The 24,212-nt window shown below is 63.4% G+C and carries 22 protein-coding genes and 1 tRNA gene; 14 read left to right on the plus strand and 9 right to left on the minus strand.

Annotation, left to right across the window (positions count from 1 at the left end):
• The first annotated feature begins 102 nt into the window (after nucleotides 1-102).
• A complete protein-coding gene (locus VK804_RS13515) occupies nucleotides 103-819 on the plus strand; it encodes a hypothetical protein (protein ID WP_325371324.1) in 717 nt (238 codons plus the stop codon).
• 13 nt (nucleotides 820-832) lie between these two features.
• Here VK804_RS13515 and VK804_RS13520 read toward each other — a convergent pair whose 3' ends face one another.
• Together VK804_RS13520 and cysE are read right to left on the minus strand one after the other, a co-directional pair.
• Nucleotides 833-1,051 (minus strand): DUF3126 family protein, encoded by a 219-nt coding sequence (locus tag VK804_RS13520; protein ID WP_325371325.1) that lies wholly within the window; start codon nucleotides 1,049-1,051, stop codon nucleotides 833-835.
• 103 nt (nucleotides 1,052-1,154) lie between these two features.
• Nucleotides 1,155-1,982 carry a serine O-acetyltransferase gene (gene cysE / locus VK804_RS13525; RefSeq protein ID WP_325371326.1) on the minus strand — a complete coding sequence of 276 codons (828 nt, stop codon included), beginning with the start codon at nucleotides 1,980-1,982 and terminating at the stop codon, nucleotides 1,155-1,157.
• Between the two features lie 276 nt (nucleotides 1,983-2,258).
• Here cysE and VK804_RS13530 point away from each other — a divergent pair, with 276 nt between their 5' ends.
• A complete protein-coding gene (locus tag VK804_RS13530) occupies nucleotides 2,259-3,665 on the plus strand; it encodes a hypothetical protein (RefSeq protein WP_414642774.1) in 1,407 nt (468 codons plus the stop codon).
• On the opposite strand, the gene VK804_RS13535 is transcribed toward VK804_RS13530, so the two are convergent.
• The gene (locus VK804_RS13535; protein ID WP_325371327.1) at nucleotides 3,630-4,382 is read right to left on the minus strand and encodes an alpha/beta fold hydrolase; all 753 of its coding nucleotides are present in this window, start codon (nucleotides 4,380-4,382) and stop codon (nucleotides 3,630-3,632) included. The two genes, VK804_RS13530 and VK804_RS13535, sit on opposite strands and share 36 nt — an antisense overlap.
• Before the next feature lie 47 nt (nucleotides 4,383-4,429).
• The gene (locus VK804_RS13540; RefSeq protein WP_414642775.1) at nucleotides 4,430-4,936 is read right to left on the minus strand and encodes a hypothetical protein; all 507 of its coding nucleotides are present in this window, start codon (nucleotides 4,934-4,936) and stop codon (nucleotides 4,430-4,432) included.
• A 265-nt stretch (nucleotides 4,937-5,201) separates the two neighbouring features.
• Between VK804_RS13540 and VK804_RS13545 the strand changes: the two genes are divergently transcribed.
• Complete coding sequence (locus tag VK804_RS13545; protein WP_325371328.1) at nucleotides 5,202-5,447, plus strand: zinc-finger domain-containing protein; 246 nt, start codon at nucleotides 5,202-5,204, stop codon at nucleotides 5,445-5,447.
• A 7-nt stretch (nucleotides 5,448-5,454) separates the two neighbouring features.
• The gene (locus VK804_RS13550; protein WP_325371329.1) at nucleotides 5,455-6,654 is read left to right on the plus strand and encodes an FAD-dependent monooxygenase; all 1,200 of its coding nucleotides are present in this window, start codon (nucleotides 5,455-5,457) and stop codon (nucleotides 6,652-6,654) included.
• 665 nt (nucleotides 6,655-7,319) lie between these two features.
• Here the strand turns inward: VK804_RS13550 and VK804_RS13555 are convergent.
• The gene (locus tag VK804_RS13555; protein ID WP_325371330.1) at nucleotides 7,320-7,751 is read right to left on the minus strand and encodes a twin-arginine translocation pathway signal; all 432 of its coding nucleotides are present in this window, start codon (nucleotides 7,749-7,751) and stop codon (nucleotides 7,320-7,322) included.
• Between the two features lie 171 nt (nucleotides 7,752-7,922).
• On the opposite strand from VK804_RS13555, the gene VK804_RS13560 reads away from it, so the two are divergent.
• Nucleotides 7,923-8,009 (plus strand) — tRNA-Leu (locus tag VK804_RS13560).
• Between the two features lie 25 nt (nucleotides 8,010-8,034).
• Complete coding sequence (locus VK804_RS13565; RefSeq protein ID WP_325371331.1) at nucleotides 8,035-8,388, plus strand: hypothetical protein; 354 nt, start codon at nucleotides 8,035-8,037, stop codon at nucleotides 8,386-8,388.
• Between the two features lie 125 nt (nucleotides 8,389-8,513).
• Here the strand turns inward: VK804_RS13565 and VK804_RS13570 are convergent, their stop codons facing one another.
• Together VK804_RS13570 and VK804_RS13575 are read right to left on the minus strand one after the other, a co-directional pair.
• Nucleotides 8,514-9,581: a glycoside hydrolase domain-containing protein gene (locus tag VK804_RS13570; protein WP_325371332.1), complete on the minus strand. Its 1,068-nt coding sequence runs from the start codon at nucleotides 9,579-9,581 to the stop codon at nucleotides 8,514-8,516.
• A 181-nt stretch (nucleotides 9,582-9,762) separates the two neighbouring features.
• Complete coding sequence (locus tag VK804_RS13575) at nucleotides 9,763-11,724, minus strand: alpha amylase C-terminal domain-containing protein (RefSeq protein ID WP_325371333.1); 1,962 nt, start codon at nucleotides 11,722-11,724, stop codon at nucleotides 9,763-9,765.
• Nucleotides 11,725-11,939: 215 nt separating this feature from the next.
• Between VK804_RS13575 and VK804_RS13580 the strand changes: the two genes are divergently transcribed.
• Nucleotides 11,940-12,800: an alpha/beta hydrolase gene (locus VK804_RS13580; RefSeq protein ID WP_325371334.1), complete on the plus strand. Its 861-nt coding sequence runs from the start codon at nucleotides 11,940-11,942 to the stop codon at nucleotides 12,798-12,800.
• A gap of 82 nt (nucleotides 12,801-12,882) precedes the next feature.
• On the plus strand, nucleotides 12,883-13,737 hold the full coding sequence (locus tag VK804_RS13585; RefSeq protein WP_325371335.1) for an aspartate dehydrogenase: 855 nt from the start codon (nucleotides 12,883-12,885) through the stop codon (nucleotides 13,735-13,737).
• 10 nt (nucleotides 13,738-13,747) lie between these two features.
• Here VK804_RS13585 and VK804_RS13590 read toward each other — a convergent pair whose 3' ends face one another.
• Nucleotides 13,748-13,894, minus strand: a complete 147-nt coding sequence (locus VK804_RS13590) for a hypothetical protein (protein ID WP_325371336.1) — start codon at nucleotides 13,892-13,894, stop codon at nucleotides 13,748-13,750.
• A gap of 158 nt (nucleotides 13,895-14,052) precedes the next feature.
• Between VK804_RS13590 and VK804_RS13595 the strand changes: the two genes are divergently transcribed.
• Nucleotides 14,053-15,291, plus strand: coding sequence for a metallophosphoesterase family protein (locus VK804_RS13595; RefSeq protein ID WP_325371337.1), 1,239 nt, complete (start codon nucleotides 14,053-14,055; stop codon nucleotides 15,289-15,291).
• Between the two features lie 66 nt (nucleotides 15,292-15,357).
• On the opposite strand, the gene VK804_RS13600 is transcribed toward VK804_RS13595, so the two are convergent.
• Complete coding sequence (locus VK804_RS13600) at nucleotides 15,358-16,965, minus strand: ABC transporter substrate-binding protein (protein ID WP_325371338.1); 1,608 nt, start codon at nucleotides 16,963-16,965, stop codon at nucleotides 15,358-15,360.
• Between the two features lie 290 nt (nucleotides 16,966-17,255).
• Between VK804_RS13600 and VK804_RS13605 the strand changes: the two genes are divergently transcribed.
• From VK804_RS13605 to VK804_RS13625, 5 genes are all read left to right on the plus strand, one after another.
• Entirely contained in the window at nucleotides 17,256-18,389 is a 1,134-nt protein-coding gene (locus VK804_RS13605; RefSeq protein WP_325371339.1) for a M20/M25/M40 family metallo-hydrolase, read from the plus strand.
• Between the two features lie 349 nt (nucleotides 18,390-18,738).
• Nucleotides 18,739-19,680, plus strand: a complete 942-nt coding sequence (locus VK804_RS13610; RefSeq protein WP_325371340.1) for an ABC transporter permease — start codon at nucleotides 18,739-18,741, stop codon at nucleotides 19,678-19,680.
• 12 nt (nucleotides 19,681-19,692) lie between these two features.
• Complete coding sequence (locus VK804_RS13615) at nucleotides 19,693-20,583, plus strand: ABC transporter permease (RefSeq protein ID WP_325371341.1); 891 nt, start codon at nucleotides 19,693-19,695, stop codon at nucleotides 20,581-20,583.
• Between the two features lie 148 nt (nucleotides 20,584-20,731).
• Nucleotides 20,732-22,381, plus strand: coding sequence for an ABC transporter ATP-binding protein (locus tag VK804_RS13620; RefSeq protein WP_325371342.1), 1,650 nt, complete (start codon nucleotides 20,732-20,734; stop codon nucleotides 22,379-22,381).
• A 306-nt stretch (nucleotides 22,382-22,687) separates the two neighbouring features.
• Nucleotides 22,688-24,211: a M81 family metallopeptidase gene (locus VK804_RS13625; RefSeq protein ID WP_325371343.1), complete on the plus strand. Its 1,524-nt coding sequence runs from the start codon at nucleotides 22,688-22,690 to the stop codon at nucleotides 24,209-24,211.
• Nucleotide 24,212: the final 1 nt, after the last annotated feature.

The following is a 24,212-nucleotide window of genomic DNA, read 5'->3' on the forward strand; positions in this document are numbered from 1 at the left end:
TGGCGCGGGCAGGTTCCAGCCGTTCGGAATGCTGCAAAAAAAGCCACGGCGCGTGGCATATTCGAAAACTGATTCGGCTGATGCCTTTTGGGTAGCTCGTTCATGACATTCTTCTCGACGGCCCAGCAGATCGCCCGGGGTTCGCGCGGAGCCCGCGGCGGCCACCTCATTCCGATCGCGCTGGGATGTGCGGTCGCGGCGGCCGCGCTGGCGCTCGTCGCCTATTTGCTGTGGCCGACCTGGGGCGCCGACGGCTCCAGCAGTCCGGCGCGGCTGCCGGTCAGCATCGGCGCCACCCTCTTCAATGTACCGACAGCGGCAATCCGCATGAAAATCCAGCGCCACTCCGGATCGCAGGAACGCATCGACCTGTCGTTCGCCTATCCGTCGCTGGAGCCCGCCGAGGCGCCGAAGCATGTCAGCGCGGAGGAGGTCGTGGAGGAAGGGGTGCAGCCGATCGACCGCCTCTTCCTGTCGATTTCAGCCCATCACGATACGCTGGCGCCGGATATCCTGGTGCGCACCATCTACCCGCGCTACCTCGAGCAGGCCTCGACGCCCGGTGACGACGGGCTGGCGATGCGCGCGTTCCGCGACGGCACGCCTTACAGCGGCGAGGATCTGTTTTTCTCCAATACCCCTGATCTCACCGCGCGCTGCACCCGCGACGCCGCGACCCCGGGGATGTGCCTGAGCGAGCGCCGCATCGACGATGCCGACCTGACGTTCCGTTTTCCGCGAAGCTGGCTGGCGCAATGGCGCGATGTCGCCGGCGCGATGGACCGATTGACGGCGCAATTGCACGGGCCGAAAGGGTAGCGGCCGGGAGCCCTCAGCCCTGCTCGACCAGATCGTCCTCGAGGATCGCCATCTGGAACTGGAACGAGCGGTCGTCGTCCTCGTCGTCGACAAACAGCACGCCGATGAATTCCTCGCCGATGTAGACCTCGGCCGAGTCGTCTTTCTTCGGCCGCGGCACGACGCGAATCCTGGGATTGCCGAACAGGCGCTTGAGATAGGCGTCGAGCTTCCTGACTTCCTGAACGTCCACGGCAGTCTCCAATCGGATCGGGTTTCGAGGAAGTTTTAGGACGAGACGCAGCCGACCGCCAGCCCAACTTGCAGAAATCGTAGCGGCGAGCTGGGCGCGGAAATCACAGTCCGATCGCGTTCAGCATCTGATCCATGGTGCGCGACGGCTCGGCGCAGCCGGCCTCGCCGACGATCTTGGCCGGCACGCCCGCCACCGTCACATTATTCGGAACCGGCTTCACCACCACCGAGCCCGCGGCGATCCGGGCGCAATGGCCGACCTCGATATTGCCGAGAATCTTAGCGCCCGCCCCGATCAACACGCCATGGCGGATTTTTGGATGGCGGTCCTCGTTCTCCTTGCCGGTGCCGCCGAGCGTGACGCCGTGCAGGATCGAGACGTCGTCCTCGATGACGGCGGTCTCGCCGACCACGAAGCCGGTCGCATGATCGAGGAAGATACCGCGGCCGATCCGGGCTGCCGGATTGATGTCGGTCTGGAACACCGCCGAGGAGCGGCTCTGCAGGTACCAGGCGAAATCCTTGCGGCCCTTCTGGTAGAGCCAGTGCGCCAGCCGATGGGTCTGCAGCGCGTGAAAACCCTTGAAATAGAGCAAGGGATCGATGAAGCGCGAGGTCGCGGGATCGCGGTCGTAGACGGCGACCAGATCGGCGCGGAAGGCGTTGCCGAGATCGGGTTCGTCGCGCAGCGCCTCGTCAAAGGCCTGCCGGATCAGATCGCCCGACAACGCCGAATGGTCGAGCCGCTCGGCGAGGCGATGCACCACCGAGTCCTCCAGCCGCTCGTGATGCAGCACGGTCGAATAGATGAAGGAGGCCAATTCCGGCTCGCGGCGAACGATGTCTTCCGCTTCGGTGCGGATGCGATCCCAGATCGGATCGAGCGCCGAAAGTTTTGCACCCTGAGGGTTGATCTGATGCACGGCCATGGATTGTTCCCGCGATTTTCTGGAGTTTCTGCGCTGTAATATAGCATGACAAGCGCACTTCTGTCCCGCCGGCTCAAGCGAAGGTGAATTTCAGGCTTTGGCTTGAATTGCCCCGCCAAGACATTGAAGCGGCACAATTTATTCAAACAGCCGAAATCCATCTCCGCCACCGGCGTCGGCTCAAAATGGTCTGCAATTTGAGGAAATCAAGCCGTCCGGCGTCCGACTATTTGGGGATTTCCGAACCGCGCCCGGTCCGGGCATGGTGGCCCGACATTGGGGGAAGCCGCAATTTCTACGCAGATCATACGCGCACGCGTCACCGACCAGGCCCGGGTCTGGGTATCGGCCGTCACCATCCCCCTGCTGTTGCTCGCGCCGGCGTTCTGGAACGGCTACCCGCTGCTGCAATGGGACACCGGCGGCTATCTGGCGCGCTGGTACGAGGGCTATCTGGTCCCGAGCCGATCCACCGTGTTCGGTCTCTATCTGCACTATGGCGAGGATTCGGGCTTCTGGCTCGATCTCGGCATTCAGGCGCTGGCCACGCTTTGGATCCTGCAGCTGACGCTGCGGGTATTCGGCATGGCACGGCCATGGCGGCTGCTGGGCGTGAGCCTTGCGCTGATCCTGACCACGGCGCTGCCCTGGCTCGCCAGCATGCTCCTGACCGATATCTTTGCAGGACTCGCGGTGCTGTCGCTGTATCTGCTGGTGCTGCATGGCGACAGGATTTCGGCGGTCGAGAAATTTGCGCTGTTCGCCTTCACCGCTTTCGCCGCGGCAACCCACAGCGCCACGCTCGGCGTATTGTTTGGACTGTGCTGCCTCGGCTGGATCGCGCGGCTCCTGCTGCCCGGCCGGTTCGACATTTCGTGTCTCGTGGGTGGCACGCTGACGATCGCCGCCGGCGCCCTGATGCTGCTGGCCGCCAATTTCGCGCTGTCGGGACAATGGGCGTGGACGCCCGGCGGCACCGGGGTCGCCTTTGGGCGGATGCTGCAGGATGGCATTGTCGCGCGCTATCTGCGCGATCATTGCCCGCAAGCCCGCCTCAAGCTCTGCCCCTACCGCGACGAACTGCCTGCGACCGCCGACGCCTTCCTGTGGGGCGACAGCATGTTCAACACGCTCGGCCGCTTCAAGGGCATGGACGACGAGATGGGTTTCATCGTCACCCATTCGCTGGCCGAATATCCGCTCTGGCAGGCGGAGGCCGCCCTCGCCGCCACCGCCCAGCAACTGGCTGACGTCGCCACCGGCGAAGGCTCCAGCGACTGGATCCCCCATACCTACGGGATTATCGAGCGCTACATCCCCGCGCAGACCAAGCCGATGCAGGCGGCGCGCCAGCAGCATTGGGGGCTGGATTTTGCGCCCGTCAACTGGATCCATGTTCCGGTCGCCCTTGGCTCGATGCTCGCGGTGTTCGGCCTGTTCGCGGCCGCGATCTGGCGCCGCCGGCTCGACGACCTCGGGCTGCTTGCCGCCACCGTGTCGTTCGCGCTGCTCGGCAACGCCTTTATTTGCGGGGTGATATCGGGGCCGCATGATCGCTATGGCGCACGCATGGTCTGGGTCGCAACCTTGACGGTGATGATCGCCGCCTTCAGGCAATTCGACGACGACAACGAGGTGGAGGAAGACTCATTGCCGTTGCGCGAGGAAATCCAGCACGCCTGATTTGTAGACCCGGTCGCCGACCGCGCGCATGTGGTCGCGGTTGGGGATGTCGAGCACCTGCGAGCCCGGAATGATGTTTCCGAGCGCTTCCGCCGAGCCCGCGATCTCATCCATCGTGCCGACCGCGATCAGCACCGGAACCGCGATGCCACCGGCCTCCTCGCGCGTCATCAGGCCGCGCGAGCCGCGCATGCAGGCGGCGAGCGCCAGCCGGTCCGAGTGGGTCTGGTCGGCGAAGGCGCGAAACGTCCGCCCGACCGGATCGGTCACCTCATCGATCGAGGCCGCCTCCAGTGCGTCGGCGACATTCTCGCCGGGGCCGCCGCCCTCGATCAGGCCGATCCCGATGCCCCCGAAAATCGCCGAGCGCAGCCGTTGCGGCTGGTAGCGCGCAAGCCACGCCGTCATCCGCCCGCCCAGCGAATAGCCCATGATGTCGGCGCGCTCGATTTTGAGGTGATCCATCAATGCGGCGACGTCGCCGGCCATGATTGGGATCCGGTAGGCTGCGGGATCGTAGAGTTTTGCGGATTCGCCATGGCCGCGATTGTCGAGCGCAATGACGCGGCGGCCGGCCTTGGTCAGTTCGGAAACCCAGGCCGGATAGATCCAGTTCACGTTCTTGGTCGAGGCAAAGCCGTGCACCAGCACGATCGGCTCGCCCTCGCCCTGGTCGAGATAGGCAATTTCAACGTCGCCGTTGTTGAAACTCGGCATCAAGTATTTTCCATATGTCCTGGAGGAGATTGCGCGATTGTCCAACGCTAGCCGGTTGCGCCTGATATCGCCAGCGCGGGTTGCGCCGCCGGCTGCTGCCGCAGCCGCCGCGCCTTTTTGCGGATCAGCCAGGACTGCGTCAAGCGCTCGGTGGTGGCCTTGATCGAGGCGAGCAGGCTGAACAGGGCGAACAGCGCGCCGGACACCCAGAGCGAGAGATCAAAGGCGCCGGCGGCCAACAATAGCGCGCCGCGGCCGGCGACGGCATCGCTGACCCGGCGCGAAAGCGCTTCGTCGAGCGCGACGTTTCTTTCCCTGGCGAGTTCGACAAAGCTGTGCGCGAGATCGGCGTCACCGGCGGCGAGCGCCGCCTCGATATTCTCGATGACTATTTTCTGACTATTTCGCAGGGCAGAATTGAGTCGGACATCCGACAGTTCTGCAGGATCGTCCTGTGCCGACAGCACGGCAAACGCATCGCGCGCATGCGGCGACACCACGGCCAGCGCAACCGCGCTTGCCGCCATCGCAGCCAATGCGAAAACTTTTCTCAATTGGTGCCTCTTCTCAATTGTTTCATCCTGGAAACACGGCGTTCTCGCCTGCTTCAACATGTGTGCCGCTTTTAAGACACAACGGCCCCGACGAAAGAAGGGCTTCTCTGGGAGGACAAGATTGTGTCGAATTTCCATGAGCAAATCAGCGGCTGGGGGGCTCTAGGAATCGACCGAACCCGCCAGTAAGGTTGCGCAGCAAATTCGACTTTGCCGCGTCGTATCGATTGCGCCCGCCTCGATTGCTACCCAAGGTGAAGATATTATGTCCGATCATGTCGTTCCGCACTTCCACAACGATGCCGGCGTCTCCGTGATCGAGATCGGCTCGCAGGAATTCATGTGCGTGGGCGCCAATCCGCCGTTCGATCATCCCCATGTGTTCCTCGATCTCGGCAACGACAACGAGATCATCTGCCCCTATTGCTCGACGCTCTATCGATTCGCAGCCGACCTGAAGGCCGGCGAAGCCCGGCCGCCGGAATGCGTGGTGAAGGACACGGTCGCCTGATCCTGCGGTGGCCACCTCACGCACCATCTTCGTCGCTGGTGCCGGGATCGGGGGACTGACGGCCTCGCTGGCGCTCGCCGCAAAGGGGTTTCGCGTCGTCGTTCTCGAGAAGACCGAGCGGCTGGAGGAGATCGGCGCCGGCCTGCAGCTGTCGCCCAATGCCAGCCGCGTGCTGGTGGGATTGGGATTGCGGGAGCGGCTTTCTTCCCGCGCGGTAACGCCGGACGCCGTCAGCCTGATGAGCGCGCGCAGCGGCGGCGAGGTGGCTCGCCTGCCGCTCGGCGAAGCCGCAACCCTTGCCGCCGGCGCGCCCTATTGGGTGCTGCATCGGTGCGACCTGCAGGCGGCGCTGCAGGCGGAGGTCGCCGACCATCCCGATATCGAGCTGCGGCTCGGCTGCCAGTTCGAGGATGCGGCGCCCCATGCCAAGGGACTGACCGTAGTCCATCGCAGCGGCATGATACGGCAGCCGGATCTGGCGCTGGCGCTGATCGGCGCCGACGGCATCTGGTCCACGGTGCGCCAGCATCTGTTCCCGCAGGTGAAGCCTGTCTTCTCCGGCCTGATCGCCTGGCGCGGCACGCTGGAGGCCACCCAATTGCCCCGCGAATATGCCTCGCGGCGGGTGCAGCTCTGGATGGGCCCGAACGCCCATCTGGTGGTGTACCCGATTTCGGGCGGTCGCCAGATCAATGTCGTTGCGGTGGTGCCCGGCAGCTGGAATCGGCCGGGCTGGAGCACGCCCGGCGATGGCAACGAACTGAAGAACATTTTTGGCTCGCCGCGATGGCCGGGCCCGGCGCGGATGGTGATCGGCGCGGTCGATGCCTGGATGAAATTTGCGATGTTCACGCTGCCCGAGGGCGGCGACTGGACCCGCGGCACCATTGCGCTGCTCGGCGATGCCGCCCATGCCATGCTGCCGTTCGCAGCGCAGGGCGCAGGGATGGCAATCGAGGATGCCGCGGTGCTTGCCGAATGCCTCGCAGGCGCCGCCGACTCCGGCGAGGCGATCACGGCGGCGCTGAAGCGCTATGCCCGGCTGCGCCGCGCCCGCGTGACGCGCGTACAGCACACGGCAAGACGGAACGGCACGATCTATCACCTCACCGGCCCCGCGGCGCTCGCGCGCGACCTCGCGATCAGAGCGATGGGTCCAAGACGCGTGCTGGCGCAGCAGAACTGGATCTACGATTGGCGGGTGTAAGCCGGGCATCGCGAACGGCTAAACACCGTCATTGCGAGCGCAAGCGAAGCAATCCATCGCGCAACAAAAAGAAAGAGTGGATTGCTTCGTCGCAAGGGCTCCTCGCAATGACGATCAGACATACGTTCGCGATCTCGCCGCGAGCGTCGCGCGAGGTATTCGTTTATTTCCCGCCCTCTTTAAACAAAGGGCGCAGGGAATGCCGGGCGCCCGATGCGCCCAATAGCCACGTGTGCAACGGGTAGTGGTAGAACGCACACGTGTTGTCAGGTCACACCGGAATCACCCGGCATTCCCCACGCAATGGTTTACGGCTTACTCCGTGATCTCCCCGGTGCTCGGGCTTTTTGGCCACCGTCACCCCTGAGAAGCTTGCTTCTCAAGAACTTGACACCAGCGTCGAGGTGCCAGGACCACACGGCTTCGCCGTCCGCCTCAAATGCCTTCGTCAAGAGCACCCTCGGCGTCCACCGCATCCCGCCCCGCGTTTAGTGACGACCGCGAAACGCCCCTTTGGTGGGGCGGGACGGCGGGGAATATAAAAGTGATTTGGGTCGGCCGCAAGCGTCATTTATGTAATTTTGAAATTATTTTCCGTAATTCAGCATAGCGCGCCTGCGGCATATTGGCACGACGGGCAAGTCGGCGGCAGAGGCCGCGAGCCGTCAATAGACCGCGCTGCCCGACGCCGACGGCGGCACGCTCTTTGCGGCGGGAGGCGGTGCCGGCGGCACGCCCGGCGTGGGCGTGGAGGGATGGCATTTGTTGCGTTCCCAGGCCTGATTGGCCAGCCGTGTCTGGGCGCGGACCGAGATGTATTCGTTGCGATAGGCGAGCTCGGCCACCACGGGGCCGGCGACGCCGGTATTGGCCTTGGCCATCAGGCCTTCCAGTTCCGCGGCGCGCGAGGCCAGCGATTTGCGCTGGCCCTCCAGCTGCTTGCAATCGTAGAGCTCGAATTGGGCGGGATCGGCGAAACCCGCGAGCATAGTGTCGTTCATGTCGGCGCAGCCGGCAAGCGTCAGGCCGAGCACGAGCAGCGCCAGCGCCACGACGGCGCCGCGCTGCGGATGGCCCTGGGAAACTCGAACGATCATGCGACCTTGGTAAACCGACAAGCTTGAAGTTGCGTAAAGCAGGCGGGCATGACCGGATTGAGGCTTTGCCAAAGCCGGCAGGCTCGCCTAAGAAACGCTAGCGTTTCCTTCAAGCCTACCCCAATTCCATCGCGCAGGAAAACGCGCTAACTATCTGATCTCGTGACACAAGCGGACGTGGCGGAACTGGTAGACGCAAGGGACTTAAAATCCCTCGATGGCAACGTCGTGTGGGTTCGAGTCCCACCGCCCGCACCAATCCAGACAGGCAGAGTGGGGTCCTATGCCCGACGACCAGGATGATCTTTTCAGCGAGGACGGGAATGAAGCCGTCGACGACTTCAACCGGCTAACCGAGATTCTGAATCAGCGCGTCCTCGAGTTCGCCGACGAGGAAGAAATCGATGAGGAAATGCTGTGGCCGCTGCTGCTCCGGCTCGCACTGACCACGCGCATGGTGGGCTACATGGCGAATGCTGCCAAACCCTCCGGTGGCGGACTCAAACTCGATCTCGACCGCTTTGGTCGCGATATCGAGGGCCTCATTCGCGAGACCAAGAAGGACGCCGACCGGTTCGTCGCCCACGCCAGGGAGACGATGGCGGCGGCGGCCGAACAGGACGAGGATGAGAGCTGAACCGGCGAGGTATTGGTGAAGGCGGCGAGCAGCCGAATTCGGAAGCAGGCTTGCCTGGATACGAGGTGCCGAACGCCTGTAAACTGAAGACGCCCCAGAAGTCCATTACGGAGCGGAATTTGCAATCAAGCGTCGACGGTGGGCCACACAGGCATTTTGGTCAAATCCACGGTCAGGTCGGAGGCTTTGCAGTAACCCACGATATTGCTACTTTCGTGAAGGCCGACACCAACAATTCCATCTTGGCGCCGTTCCAGAATTCGAGCATTCCGGCCATACGGAATGCTAGTGATGGTTGCTGACCCGGGATCGGGTGTCGAGAATACGGCAGCAACCTTTTGAATGGAAAAAGCTCTATTTGCAAGAACCAGTTTTGAGTCCGCGCTTGGATACGGTGGCCTTGAACCATCCTTCCGCCACTGACCGAAGTCCTCATAAAGATCGTTGAGGAGGTCAGTATCAATCGTGCGCGAACTCTCATCGATCGTGTGGACGACGCCGTCTTCATCTGTGTAACTGGCCGGGATGAGATGACTAGGGACCTCAGTCATGTTCTGAAACAGATGCCATTTGCCGGAATTGTAGACGCCGGCAGTGTCGGAGTAAGAAACCGAGGCGGAAAGCCAGAAAAATTCGGCGACTTTGGCTCTTCCTTCCGCGGCGCCTCCGACCAGGTCAGCCGTCCTCCCGCAGCCATAAACGCCGACCTTGTAGTTTTTCGGAGTCAGCTGTTCGTAAGCGTACTGGAAATATTCGTAAATAGCCTGCTCGTTTTCCGCTCTTATATCGGCCGAAGTTTCAAGCGCCCAATCGCCTCCAACCTTGTAATAATTGCCATCTGCGTTCTTCTTTCTCCGATATGCAATGTCGAAATCCGCGGCGAAATAGATTGGGGTTCCCGTTGGCTGATGGATGGTGTCCGCACAAGAGAGCGCCGCCGAAATGTCGTCGATCTTTTTCTGAGGATCATAGAAAAGGTCTGCTTGGCCGCCGTTTTCGAATACGACCGCAACCGAGAGACCCGCATTGTCTAAAGCGGCGAGTTCATCCTTCGATAATATCTTTGTCGGGTGGGCGCCACTGACAGAGTAGTACCGGATGACGGATTTTATTCCAGCAGCTTTAATCGCATTGGCGGTCGACGCAACGCTCCAGTCGCAATCAAAAATGCGGGCTCCAGTCATGTCGGCCATGGGACGGCTCCAAAGCTAAATGATTATAAATGCAGTTACCCGATTGAGGTATTTAATATCGGCACCTGAAGTCCAGTGCTAGGATCTTAATTGGCTATCTAACTCGCGTCACTATGTCCGTTGCGGGTCGACACTGTTGAAAACGTCTTTTGTCCTGGTGCCGGCCGTGCAGCAGCCTCCCCTACCCCCTCGTAAACACCACCACCCCGTTCGCCGGAATCACGACTGCCGCCGACGCCGCGAATCCGTGAAGGCCGCTCCCCGAAGCGACGATGCCGCCGTCATTGCCCGAAACCTGCGGATTGGGAAAATGGTCGTAGACGTCGCTGTTAAAACGCTCCTGCCAGCGGCCGGAGAACGGAAACCCAATTCCGTAGCCGGTCCATGTCGTCTCCGCGAAGGAGGCGACCACGATGACGTCGTCGCCGGTTTGCTCGCGCCAGCGATGAAAGGCGATCACGCGGTCACGGTCCGAACAATAGAAGGCGCGGACGTTGTCGCTGCGCAGCGCCGGCAGCTCGCGGCGCAGGTGGATCAGGTCCTGGCTGAAGCGCAGGTGATCGCGCATGCTGGAGTCCCCCGGCGTATCGAGGCCGTCCCATGACAACAGGTTGGGCCCGTTGGGAAGGACGTCCCAGGGCAGAGCTTGCAGAAATTCCTGACCCATGAAGAGCTGGGGAATGCCGGGCGCGGTCAACAGGATCGCGCTCGCAACCCGGCTGCGGCTTCGCGCGTACCAGGAGCGGGGGTTCGAGGAGTCGGCCAGCACCGGCAGCCGCGGCTCGCGGCCGGCCATCACCAGGTCATGGTTCTCGGCGCAGGTCACTGCGCGCCAGGCGTGGTCGAATCCCGGCGGATAAAGTGCTGCCGCAATCGACGACACCTGCACGGTCGCGTTCGCTCCGCCCGACGCGGCGCCTACCGCGCCGCGCAGCACGCTGCGCAGATAATCGTGCTGCACCACGTCAAAGCCCATGCCGCCGGTTTCCGCCGGCGCGACCACGGGCGCGGCAGTGGCCGGAATGTCGGCAAAACGCCCGGGCCAGAATTCCGCGTTTTGCAGGCAGCGGTCGCGCAAAGCTCGCAGTTCCGATGTCAGCGCGCGGCAGAACTCCCAGCCGCTGCCCTGGCTGGTGGAGATCAGGGTCGAGATCTCGTCATAGCGGAAGCCGTCGGCATGAATCTCTTCGAGAAAGAAGCGCGCATTGCCGATCAGGAATTTCGAGACGTCGTCGTTCCACAGCGCAAACGCCAGCCCGCCGGTGCCGCGATCCTGGTCGGTAAAATACAGGCTGTCATTGTTGTCGCCGCGATCGGCGCGGCGGTCCATGTAGTACAGGCAATTGTCGTCGAATTTCCCATCGACCGAAAATCCGCCGGCGTGATTGTAGACCACGTCGAAGATCACGGCGATGCCGTGGACGTGGCAAAGGTCGACCAGCGCCTTGAGCTGGCCGGGTCCGCTAGCGATGTCGGCAAGCGCGATGGCGGATTTCTGCTTCGCCGCGTAGAGCGCGTTGAGCTGTTCGAGATAGAACGGCAAATCCGTGGCCGCGACGTAGGGGAAGTCCGGCGAGAACAGGTCGGCGCCGCCATAGCCCATGTTCGGATTGTTTTCCTGCTCGTCGACCGGCAGCGGCTGCAGCACGTTGATGCCGAGATTTTCCAGGTAGGGAATCTTCAGCGCCACGTCGAGGAAGTTGGAGCAGACCCCTGGCTTGCGGATCGCAAAGGTCCCGACATGCAGCTGGTAGGCGATCATGTCGGAAAAATCCGGCGTGACGAAATCCTGGTCGTGCCAGGGAAAGTCGCCGGCGCGCAGGATCGCAAAACAGTCCGGAAAATTTTCCGCCTCGAGTTCGCGCGCGCTGGGGTCGCGCTTAGTGCCGCTCGAGCCCGCGCCCTGGACCCAGAAGCGATAGCGGTCGCCGTCGCGCGCACCGGCTTGATATCCGGTCCAGTAGCCCCGCGCATCCTTTTGCAGCAAACGGTCGTCGATCGGCTGATCGAAAACCTGTCCGCCGAAGATGCCCTGCAGGTAGACCGCGGCTGCTTCCGGCGCCCAGACCTTGAAGGTCGCGCCGGCCGCAATCAGCGTAGCGCCGGTCGGGGTTTGCGCAGAGATATTTTGTTGGGAAAGCACTGGCCTGTCCTCGCTATAATCCTGTCGACCGCAAGATTTCGTGCAATCGGCGTGGTGTTTCGATTGTCTTCCGCATCGCATCCAAATATCGCGAACATGGTCACACAACTGCAAGATGCGGGCCAGCGCAAGATGCGCGCCAGCAGGAACCGGCAGCAAGGCCCGCACGAAATCCGTGGTGGACCGGCCACGCCCGCGCATCTAGAACATTTGCGATGCTCGAACTGGAAACCATCGCGATCTCCCCCGCCCTCACCTTCGACGCCCTCGCCGCAGGGCAACCCGGCGCGCCGCTGGTGCTGTTGCTGCACGGCTTTGCGGAATCGATGCATTGCTGGCGGGCGCAGGTCGAGGCGCTGGCCGCGGCCGGCTATCGCGCGGTCGCGCCGAGCCAGCGCGGCTATTCGGCCGGCGCGCGGCCGGACACCGGCGATCCCTCGAACTATCATATCGACCGGCTGATGGACGACGCGATGGCGATCGTTTCGGCTTCCGGCCATGGCGAGCGCCGCTTTCATCTCGCGGGCCACGACTGGGGCGGCAGCATTGCCTGGGCGCTCGCCGATCGTTGTCCGGAGCGGCTCGCCTCGCTCACGGTGCTGTCGCGGCCGCATCCGAACGCCTTCAACCGTGCGCTGCTGGAGACGGACGGCGAGCAGGCGCAGCGTTCAAAGCACCACAAGGCGTTTCTCGAGCCCGATGCCGCCGATGTCGTCCTGGCCGACAACGCCCGATGGCTGCGCGAGCGGCTTTCGGCCAACGGCGTGCCTTCGGAAGCGATCGAGCTGCATCTGGCCGTGCTCGGCAACAAGCCGGCGATGGAGGGGGCGCTCGCCTGGTATCGCGCCCGCGGCGCGATCCGCGGGCCGCTCGGGATGATCCGCGTACCCGCGCTCTACATCTGGGGCGATGCCGACGACACCGTCGGCCGCATCGCGGCCGAGGGCACGGTGGAGTTCGTCGCCGCGCCCTATCGCTTCGAGGTGTTTTCAGGCGTCGGCCATTTCGCGGCGGACCAGGCGCCCGATCGGGTCAGCGAATTGCTGCTCGAACACGTCGCGGCGCATCCGGCCTGACCGGCCGCCACGGGATGGGCTTCGCTTGCCGGAACTGCTAGATGCAAGCGAAGGGGAGTTGCCCGCATCCGAGGTTCACGCGATGAAACACGTTGCCCCAGCCGAACGCCAGGACGCCGGGCGCACAGCCAAACCCGCGCTCCGGATCGCCGTCGCAGGTCTGGGCGCGATCGGGCTCAAGGTCGCCGAGGCGCTCGACCGGGGCATCCCCGGCTGCGAGCTGGCGGCGGTTTCCGCCAACGGGCTGGCCAAGGCGGCGCAGCGGCTTTCGCATCTCGACCGCCCGCCGCCGGTGGTGGCACTCGCCGAGCTCGAGCCGCTCGCCGATATCGTCGTCGAATGCGCGCCGGCCAAACTGCTGCCCGCGATCGCCGAGCCGTTCCTGAAGGCGGGCAAGACCGTGATCGTGCTGAGCGCGGGCGCCCTGCTCACGAACGAGCACCTGGTCGCCCTCGCCCGGCACCATGGCGGCCAGATCGTCGTGCCGACCGGCGCGCTGATCGGCCTCGACGCGGTGACGGCGGCGGCCGAAGGCGAGATCCGCATCGTGCGGATGGTCACCCGCAAGCCGGTGCGCGGCCTTGTCGGCGCGCCCTATCTCGTCGAGCACGATATCCGCATCGAGGACATCACAAAACCGTTGCGCATCTTCAGCGGCACCGCGCGGGAAGCTGCGATCGGGTTTCCGGCCAATCTCAACGTCGCGGTCGCGCTGTCGCTCGCCGGCATCGGCGCCGACAAGACCACGCTCGAAATCTGGGCCGACCCAGCGCTCGAGCGCAACACCCACCGCATCGAGGTCGTCTCGGATTCGGCGACGTTCTCGATGGCCATCGAAAACATCCCGAGCGAAAATCCGCGCACCGGTCGTATCACCGCGCTGTCGGTGATCGCCTGTTTGCGCAAACTCAACGCGCCGCTGCGCGTGGGGACCTGATCCGTGCCCCTCACTCGCTCTTGTCGATATTCCAGAAGATCGGCGTCGCCGGGCCGTCGAGCACGCCGGAGAGCGATTTGCGCCAGGCGGTCGGCTGGGTGAATCCCCCGAGCGGGATATATAGGCAGATCGATCCTACCATTTTTAGTTGTGTCATGCTAATGATACCCCAGCTTCCACGGCCGCTCGTTTTCGGGCGATTGGCCGGGAGCGAATAATATCGCTGAACCATCCTTATCGAAAAATCGAATCCGGCGTGTTGATCACCGTAAACAGCGTGGTCTTACCCAACCATTGTTTTGAGAGGAATATTCCATGGCCAAGAAATCCAAGAGTTCTAAGAAAGTTGCCAAGAAGGCGGCCCCTGCAAAGGCAGACAGCTCGCGCAAGACGAAGTCGGCACCGTTGCGATTTGCCCATCCATTTTTCACGACGACGCCCGCCGCGCAGCGCAAGGTCAGTCCAGCGACCAATACGAAAAGCATGGCGCAATTCGCCTCGCAAAAGCTCGGACCGATACCCAAGCCGACCGGGGACTCGAGCATGGAACTGAAAGACATCATAGGCCAGCCGGGGACTGACGAAATCCAGGCTGCTGGCACGATCAGGTTTCACGCCACGGGCGACACCGGCAGACCGGGTGGCGCCAACACCGAGCAGGAGGAAGTCGCAGAAGCCATGGCCGGTGATTACGATCCCGCGGCAGGGGCGCGCAATCCTGCCCTGTTCCTTCACCTTGGCGACGTCATCTACGGCCACGACAAGGCCGAGTTATATCGAGACGAATTCTACCGACCTTATATGAAATATCCCGGCAAGATCGTCGCGATACCCGGAAACCACGATGGCGAGGTGTTCGCCGGCACCGATCCGGTTCCGCTCAAGGAATTCATCAACAATTTTTGCGCGCCGAGCGCCGTGGTTCCCAAGACCGCGGCCGAGGTCCGTATCTTCCGCGAAACAATGACGCAGCCGGGAGTCTACTGGATGTTGTCGGCCCCGTTCGTCAACATCATCGGTCTCTATTCCAACATCGCGGAAGGTCCCGGCAATCTGCTGGGCGCGAACGGAGACGACCAGCAAGTCAAGTGGCTGACCAAGACGTTGACGAACCTCAAGCAGTCGGCCGACAAGAAGGCGCTGGTGATCGCCACGCATCATCCGGCCTACAGTTCCGGCGGCCACAGCGGGAGCCCGGAAATGCTGGCCCAGATCGACAAGGCGTGCAATGACGCCGGCATCGCGCCGCACGCGATGCTTGCCGGTCATTCGCATACCTATCAGCGCTACACGCGGACGGCGCAAATTGGCGGCGCTACGGTGGGGATTCCCTATCTGGTGGCGGGGTGCGGCGGCCACGCGGCGTCAGCGGTTACGGCCGCAAGCGGCCAGCACGTCAACGGCGCCGTCTTTGAAAAATCGCTGAAGGGCTACGGCTATCTCATCATAACGGCAAGCGAGACGGAACTCGAGATCGATATGATCGAGACCACGGACGCAAAGAAGTCATTCGACAAGGTGACCATCGACATCTCGACTCACAAGGTGAGTTGATTCCGGTTAGACGGAACCGCGCCGTGCACGGGCCTGAAGGACCGTGCACGGCGCGCTGAACGGATATCACTCGCTCTTGTCGATGTTCCAGAAGATCGGCGTGGCCGGGCCGTCGAGCACGCCGGACAGCGATTTCCGCCAGGCGCTCGGCTGGGTGAATTCGCCGAGCGGAATGAAGATCACCTGGTCATAGGCTTCCTGCTGGATGCTGGCGGCGATCTTCTTTTGCTCATCGGGCGAGGATGCACGCACGAATTCATCCTTCAGCTGCTCGATCCTGGCGTCTTCCGCCCAGCCGAACCAGCCGCCGTTCTTGCCCCTGCCCCCGATCGCGAAATTGACGATCGGGTTCATGACGTCGGCGCCGGCCCAGTTGGTGAAGAACATGTTCCAGCCGCCCTCCTTCGGTGACTTCTGCAGAGTACGGCGAGAGATCACGGTGCCCCAGTCGGTGGCCTGGACGTCGACCTTGAAGCCGGCCTCGCGCAGCAATTGCGCCGCGACGATCGGCTGCGCTTTCAAGGTGACGACATCGCCGGGCGCCATGATCACGATGGGCGTGCCGTCATAGCCGGATTCAGCGAGCAGCTTCTTGGCTTCCGCCATGCCGTTGCCCTTGACCAGGGTCTCCGAGCCGGCTTCGGTCGCAAGCGGCGTGCCGCAGATGAAGTACGCGCCGCAGACCTTGTAATATTCGGGATAGCCGATCAGCGCGTCCAGCACATCCTTCTGGTTCATCGCCAGCAGCGCCGCGCGGCGAATCTTGACGTTGTCGAACGGCGGCCACAGGAAATTCATGCGCCCGACGGTCTGGAAGCCGAGCTTGTTCAGGGTTTCGACCTTGATGTCCGGGTTGGCCGAAAGCACCGGCAGGATGTCGTAGGACGGCACCTCCATGAAATCGATGTCGCCGGACTGCAGCGCGTTCGCCGCGGTCTGCGCGTCGGGCATGGTGATCCACTCGACGCGGTCGACCTTCACCACCTTGCCGCCGGAGGTCCAGCTCGGCGGCTCCTTGCGCGGCACGTAATCCTTGTTCTTCTCGAACACCGCCTTGACGCCGGGCTGGAATTCGCTCGCCACGAACTTGAACGGCCCGGATCCGATCAGCTCCGGAAGCGGTTTGTCGGGCGGAGATTCCGCCATCCGCTTCGGCATCATGAACGGCACCAGCGAGGACGGCTTGCCGATCGAGTCCAGCACCAGGCCGTAGGGCTCCTTCAGCTTCAACACGATGGTTTTCGCATCGGGCGCTTCGATGCTGGCGGTGAAATCCATCAGCTTCTGGCCCATGCTGTCGGCCTTGCCCCAGCGCTTCAGCGAGGCCACGCAATCCTCCGCCGTGACGGGCGCGCCGTCATGCCATTTCAGGCCGTCACGCAGCGTGAAGGTATAGGTGAGCTTGTCGTCGGAAATCTTCCATTCGGCCATCTGCGGCTGGATCTTGTAGCTGGAGTCCTCCGCCGCCAGCGTGTCGAACACCATGTAGCCGAAATCGCGCACGATGTAGGCGGTCGTCATCGTGCCGGGGGTGCGCAGGTCGGCATGCATCACCGCGGTGATGGTCTTGCCGGCGGCTGCGGCCGGCGATGTCGATACGGCCGAAAACGCCAGCACCGAGAGCGCGATGCTCGAGGCGATGACGGGCCGTTTCCAGCGCAAGATGTGGAACATTCTGTCTCTCCTGACGTGAAACCGGTCAAAGCCGGATCATTTGTTATGCATGCCGGCCGTTAATTGGGCGCACTAACACGCTGTAACTCTTCAGATTTTGAGACTTGCACCAAGCGCGTTGCGCGTCAATCGGGTTTTGGTCTGATGGCCCCGCCGCGAATGCAGCCGTGGCGCATCGCTCATCTTTCACTTTACAAATCGATCGCCGGTCATTCTCGTAAGCCTGCGGTTGCCGACCACGCACCGCCGATGCCGGCCCTAACCCCAGCCCTAACCTCAAGAGATTCTCCATGAACCCCGCCAACCTTCCGTTCGATTCCGAGGCCATGCTGCAGGGACTGCGCGTTTGGGTGGAGTGCGAAAGCCCGACCTGGGACGCAGCCGCCGTCGACCGCATGCTCGATATCGCCGCGCGCGACATGGCGATCATGGGTGCCTCGATCGAGCGCATCGCCGGCCGGCAAGGTTTTGGCGGCTGCGTGCGGGCGCGGTTTCCGCACCCGAAGGCGGGCGAGCCGGGAATCCTGATCGCGGGCCATTTCGACACCGTGCATCCCATAGGCACGCTGCAAAACGGCCTGCCGTTCCGGCGCGAAGGCAACAAATGCTTCGGCCCCGGCATCTACGACATGAAGGGCGGCAGCTACCTCGCGCTCGAAGCAATCCGGCAACTGGCGCGCGCGGCCTTCACCACGCCGCTGCCGATCACAGTCTTGTTCACGCCCGACGAGGAAGTCGGCACGCCTTCGACCCGCGACATCATCGAGGCGGAAGCCGCGCGCAACAAATATGTGCTGGTGCCGGAGCCGGGCCGCGCCAATAACGGCGTCGTCACCGGGCGCTACGCCATCGCCCGCTTCAACCTGGAGGCCACCGGCAGGGCCAGCCACGCCGGCGCCAATCTCTCGGCCGGCCGTTCCGCGATCCGCGAAATGGCGCGGCAGATCATCGCCATCGACGGCATGACGAGCGATGACTGCACGTTTTCGGTCGGCATCGTGCATGGCGGCCAATGGGTCAATTGCGTCGCCACCACCTGCACCGGCGAGGCCTTGAGCATGGCCAAACGCCAGGGCGACCTCGACCGCGGCGTCGAGCGGATGCTGGCGCTGAACTCGACCTCCAACGACGTGATGTTCAAGGTGACCCGCGGCGTGACACGGCCGGTGTGGGAGCCGGATGCCGCCACCATGGCGCTGTACGAAAAAGCGCGCGGGCTTGCCAAAGCGATGGGCAAGGAGCTTCCCCACGCCAGCGCCGCCGGCGGCTCGGATGCCAATTTCACCGGCGCGATGGGCATCCCGACCCTCGACGGGCTGGGCGTCCGCGGCGCCGATCCGCATACCCACAACGAACATATCGAAGTCGACAGCCTCGCCGAACGCGGGAGGCTGATGGCGGGACTGCTGGCGACGCTGGAGTGACCGAATTTTTTCGTCATGGCCGGGCTCGTCCCGGCCATCCACGTCTTTCTTTCTTGCAACGAAGTAAGACGTGGATGCCCGGCACAGGGCCGGGCATGACGAGGGTTGCCGATGGGAGCTCTCATGGCACAGGATTTGCTAAATCCTTCCATCGGGGCGGCAGAGAATGCGAGAGTGGTATGATGATGGATTACCGGAGCGTTCCGCAAACCCCATTCGTCGTCCCTGCGAAAGCAGGGACCCATAACCACTGTCGTCAATTGTCGCACCAAAGCCGTCGAACGGCGTCTAAAAAAATGAGGGCCGCGGCGTATAGGTCCCTGCTTTCGCAGGGACGACGGAGCGGCTGATGCTCGGATACCTGCTTCGCCGCGTGCTGGCTGCCATTCCCGTGATGGGCGTGGTGGCGCTGTTCGTGTTTTTTCTGTTGCGGCTGACGCCGGGCGATCCTGCCGCGATCATCGCCGGCGACAATGCCACCCCCGAGCAGCTCGAGCGCATCCGCGTCTCGCTCGGGCTGCACGAGCCGCTCTATACGCAATTCTTCACCTGGATCGGAAAACTCCTGCACGGCGATCTCGGCGTATCGCTGATCTCCAACGTGCCGGTGCTGCAGATGATCGGCCAGCGCGTCGAGCCGTCGATCTCGATCGCGCTGTCCACCATCATCCTGTCGGTGCTGATCGCGGTGCCGCTCGGGGTGATCGCGGCCTGGAAGCAAGGCACCTGGATCGACCGTTTCGTGATGGGATTGTCCGTGGTCGGCTTTTCGGTGCCGGTGTTCGTGATCGGCTATGTGCTGATCCAGGTTTTCGCCATCGACCTGCGCTGGTTGCCGGTGCAGGGCTTCAAGAGCATCACGGCGGGTCTGGGTCCGTTCCTCGAACGCATCATCCTGCCGACGCTGACGCTGTCCTTTATCTATGTCGCGCTGATCGCGCGGATGACGCGGGCCTCGATGCTGGACGTGCTCGGCGAGGACTACGTGCGCACCGCCCGCGCCAAAGGCATCAATGAGAGCGCCGTTTTGTTACGCCACGGCCTGCGCAACGCCGCGGTGCCCGTCATCACCGTGATCGGCTCGGGCTTTGCGCTGCTGATCTCGGGCGTCGTCGTCACCGAAAGCGTGTTCAACCTGCCCGGCATCGGCCGCCTCACCGTCGATGCCGTGCTGGCGCGCGATTATCCGGTGATTCAGGCGATGATCCTGTTGACCTCGCTGATCTATGTCACCGTCAACCTCCTGATCGACGTCGCCTACACGCTGCTTGATCCCAGAATCCGCTATTAAGGTCAGATGCTGATGGCGATCGAAACCCTTCCCGAACCATCGATACCCATCACCACGCCGTTCCGGCCGGGGCTCGGCTTTCTCACGGCGACCCCGATCATCGCTACCGCCGCCATCTGCCTCGTGCTGATCATAGCCTCCGCGATCCTGGCGCCATGGCTGGCGCCGCACGATCCGCAGCTGCTGGCGCCAGCGCTACGGCTAAAGCCCAACAGCGCGCAATTTTTGCTCGGCACCGACGGCTATGGCCGCGACCTGCTGTCGCGCATCCTTTTTGGCGGCCGGATTTCGCTTCTGATCGGCCTCGGCGCCGCCGTGATCAGCGTCGGCATTGGGCTTGTGATCGGTCTCGTCTCCGGTTTCTTCCGATGGGTCGACGCCGTGATGATGCGGGTGATGGACGGCCTGATGGCGATCCCGAGCATCCTGCTGGCGATCGCCGTGGTCTCGCTGTCGGGCGCCAGCCTGATGACGGTGATGATCGCGATCACCATTCCCGAAATTCCCCGCGTCGCGCGGCTGGTGCGTTCGGTGGTGCTGTCGGCGCGCGAGGAGCCGTATGTGGAGGCGGCAATCTCCGTCGGCTCCAGCCTGCCGAAAATCATGTGGCGGCATCTGATGCCGAACACGATCGCGCCGCTGATCGTGCAAGGCACGTATGTCTGCGCCTCCGCCGTCCTCACCGAGGCGATCCTGTCGTTTCTCGGCGCCGGCATCAGCCCGGAAACCCCGACCTGGGGCAACATCATGGCCGAGGGCCGCGCCTATTTTCAGATCAAACCATCACTGATCTTCTGGCCGGGACTGCTGCTGTCGATCGCGATTCTCAGCGTCAACCTGATCGGCGACGCCGCCCGCGACGCGCTCGACCCCCGCATGAAGAAGCGGGAGGGCGGGAAGTGACTCTTCATCCACACGCTGTCATTCCGGGATGGTGCGGAGCACCAGACCCGGAATCTCGAGATTCCGGGTTCGATGCTTCGCATCGCCCCGGAATGACGAAGTATGGATTGCTTCGCTTCGCTCGCAATGACGGCGAGAGGGTTGTGGCATGACCAACCCCATCCTCGAAATCGACAATCTCGCGGTCAGCCTCGGCAAGAGATCCGGCACCGAAAAAATCATCGACGGCATCTCGCTGCAGGTCAGCGAACGCGAGACGCTGTGCCTGGTCGGCGAAAGCGGGTCGGGTAAATCCGTGACCTCGCTGACGGTGATGGGCCTGTTACAGAAGGGCGCGCTGGTGCCGTCAGGCGGCAGCATCAAACTGGTCGGCGAGGAGCTGCTCACGGCCAGCGATCGCCGCCTGCGACAGCTGCGCGCCACCACCATGGCGATGATCTTTCAGGAGCCGATGACCGCGCTCAATCCGGTGGTGCCGGTCGGCCGCCAGATCGACGAGGTGCTGCGCGCCCATACCGATCTCGATGCCCGCGCCCGGCGCCAGCGCATTCTGGCGATGATGGAGCAGGTGCGGCTGCCGGAGGTCGAGCGTATCTTTGCCTCCTATCCGCACCGGCTGTCGGGCGGCCAGCGCCAGCGCATCATGATCGCAATGGCGTTGGTGCTGGAGCCCAAACTTCTGATCGCGGACGAGCCGACCACCGCGCTCGACGTCACCACGCAGAAGCAGATCCTGACCCTGATCCGCGACTTGCAGCGCGATCACGGCACCGCCGTGCTGTTCATCACCCATGACATGGGCGTGGTCGCCGAGATTGCCGATCGGGTGGCCGTGATGCGCGGGGGACGGCTGGTCGAGACCGGCACGCTCGATGCCATCCTGCGCGACCCCACCATGGAATATACCCGCAACCTGCTGTCGGCGGTGCCGTCGCTGGTGCCGCGCCGGCCTCGCGCGGATACGACGGAGCCGGTGGTGCTGGAGGCCAACGAACTCGGAAAAGTCTATCGCGAACGCTCGTTGTTCGGCAAAACCCGCGAAGTCGCGGCCGCCAAAGATGTCACCCTCACCTTGCGCAAGGGCCGCACGCTCGGGATCGTCGGCGAAAGCGGCTCCGGCAAGTCGACGGTGGCGCGCTGCATCGTGCGGCTGATCGATCCGACCTCGGGCGGCATCCGGCTTGCGGGCCGCGAAATCTCCGAACTGTCGCGACGGCTGCTGCAGCCGCACCGCAAGAAGATCCAGATCATCTTCCAGGACCCCTATCGTTCGCTCAATCCGCGCATCACGGTCGGCGAGACCATCGCCGAGGGCCCGATCAATTACGGCATGCCGCATGTGCAGGCGATCGCGAAAGCGCGCGAACTGCTGGAACTGGTCGACCTGCCGGTCGACGCCATCTCGCGCTATCCGCACCAGTTTTCCGGCGGCCAGCGCCAGCGTATCGCGATCGCGCGCGCGCTGGCGCTCGATCCGGACGTGCTGGTGGCCGATGAGGCGGTCTCCGCGCTCGATGTTTCCGTGCAGGCGCAGGTATTGGAACTGCTCGATGAAATCCAGACCCGGCTCGGCATCGCGCTGTTGTTCATCACCCACGATCTTCGCGTCGCCGCACAAATCTGCGACGACGTCGCCGTGATGCAACACGGCCGCATCGTCGAACAGGGACCGGCCGCCGAGGTGCTGACCCATCCGCAACAGGCCTATACACGACAACTGCTCGAGGCCGCGCCCGGACGGGGCTGGGATTTTGCGAATTTCAGGCCGGTGGCGGCGGCGGCGGGGGCCGCAGAATAGCCGTCATTGCGAGGAGCTCTTGCGACGAAGCAATCCATCTTGACGCGACAAAGAAAGATGGATTGCTTCGCTTCGCTCGCAATGACGGTGAAACGACAGTGCAAGCCAATCCGTACCGCCCGCGCGGCATGCAAAACGGGATTGCTTCGTCGCAAGGGCTCCTCGCAATGACGCGGAGAGGTTCTGCACGCGCCCAGCAATCCAGAAATACCGCGGAGCCATGCGAGGACGGATTGCTTCGTCGCTTGCGCTTCTCGCAACGACGGGGCTAACGTTGCGCGCGAAACATTCGCCGAGACAGACTGAATGACCCGCATCGCCATTGGCGGCTTCCTGCACGAGACCAACACCTTCGCGCCGACGAAGGCTGTCTATGACGACTTCGTGCATGGCGGCGGCTGGCCGTCGATGGCCGTGGGCACCGACATGCTCAAGGTCATGCGCGACATCAATGTCGGGCTCGCGGGCTTTGTCGCGGCGGCGGAAGCGCAGGGCTGGGAACTGGCGCCGACGATTTCGGCTGCGGCGAGCCCGTCCGCGCACGTGACCAAAGATGCCTATGAGCGCATCGTCACCGACATGATCGAGCGCATCCGAGCGGCGGGTCCGCTCGATGCGGTCTATCTCGATCTGCACGGCGCCATGGTGTCGGAGCATTTCGACGACGGCGAAGGCGAAGTGTTGAGGCGCGTCCGTGAGGTCATCGGCCGCGACCTGCCGCTGGTGGCCAGCCTCGACCTGCACGCCAATGTCACGCCGGAAATGGTCGAGCATGCCGACGCGCTGATTGCCTATCGCACCTATCCGCATGTCGACATGGCCGACACCGGCCGCGCCGCCGCCAGGCATCTGGCGCTGCTGCTCGGCACCAGGCAGAAATTCGCAAAGGCGTTCCGGCAATTGCCGTTCCTGATTCCGATCAGCTGGCAATGCACCAACGACCAGCCGGCCAAGGGCATCTACCAGAAACTGGCGGAGATGCAGAGCGAGGCGGTTCCGACGCTGTCCTTCGCGCCGGGTTTTCCGGCGGCGGACTTTTGTCACTGCGGGCCGAGCGTGTTCGCCTATGGCCGAACGCAAGCCGATGCCGATGCGGCGGCGGATCAACTCGCCGCGCTGGTCGAGAGTCACGAAGATGATTTCGACGGCCGCATTTATTCGCCCGACGAGGGCGTGCGGCTTGCGATGGAACTGGCAAAGACGGCGAAGAAGCCGATCGTCATCGCCGACACCCAGGACAATCCGGGCGCCGGCGGCGATTCCGACACCACGGGCATGCTGCGCGCGCTGGTCCACAACAAGGCGCAGCGCGCGGCGATCGGCGCAATCTGCGATCCCGCTTCCGCCAAGGCCGCGCATGCCGCCGGCGTCGGGTCAACCGTGACGCTCGCGCTCGGCGGCAAGTCGGGCATCCCGAATGATGCGCCGTACAAGGAAACATTCGTCGTCGAGAAACTGTCCGACGGCGAGTTCGTCGCCTCCGGCCCCTATTATGGCGGCCGCGACATGGACATGGGACCGTCGGCCTGTTTGCGGATCGGCGGCATCAGCGTGGTCGTGGCCTCTTACAAGGCGCAGCTTGCGGACCAATCGATGTACCGCTATGTCGGCATCGAACCGATGGAACAGGCCATTCTCGTCAACAAGAGCTCGGTGCATTTCCGCGCCGATTTCGAACCGATCGCGGAAAAGCTGCTGATCTGCGCCGCACCCGGCGCGATGCCCGCCGACACCGCGGCTCTGCCCTGGACGCGGCTGCGTCCGGGCATTCGCCTCAAGCCGAACGGTCCCGCTTTCATTCCCGCAACCAAGTCACGCTCAACCGGATAGA

This window comes from Bradyrhizobium sp. (assembly GCF_035484855.1).
Classification (GTDB): Bacteria; Pseudomonadota; Alphaproteobacteria; order Rhizobiales; family Xanthobacteraceae; genus Bradyrhizobium.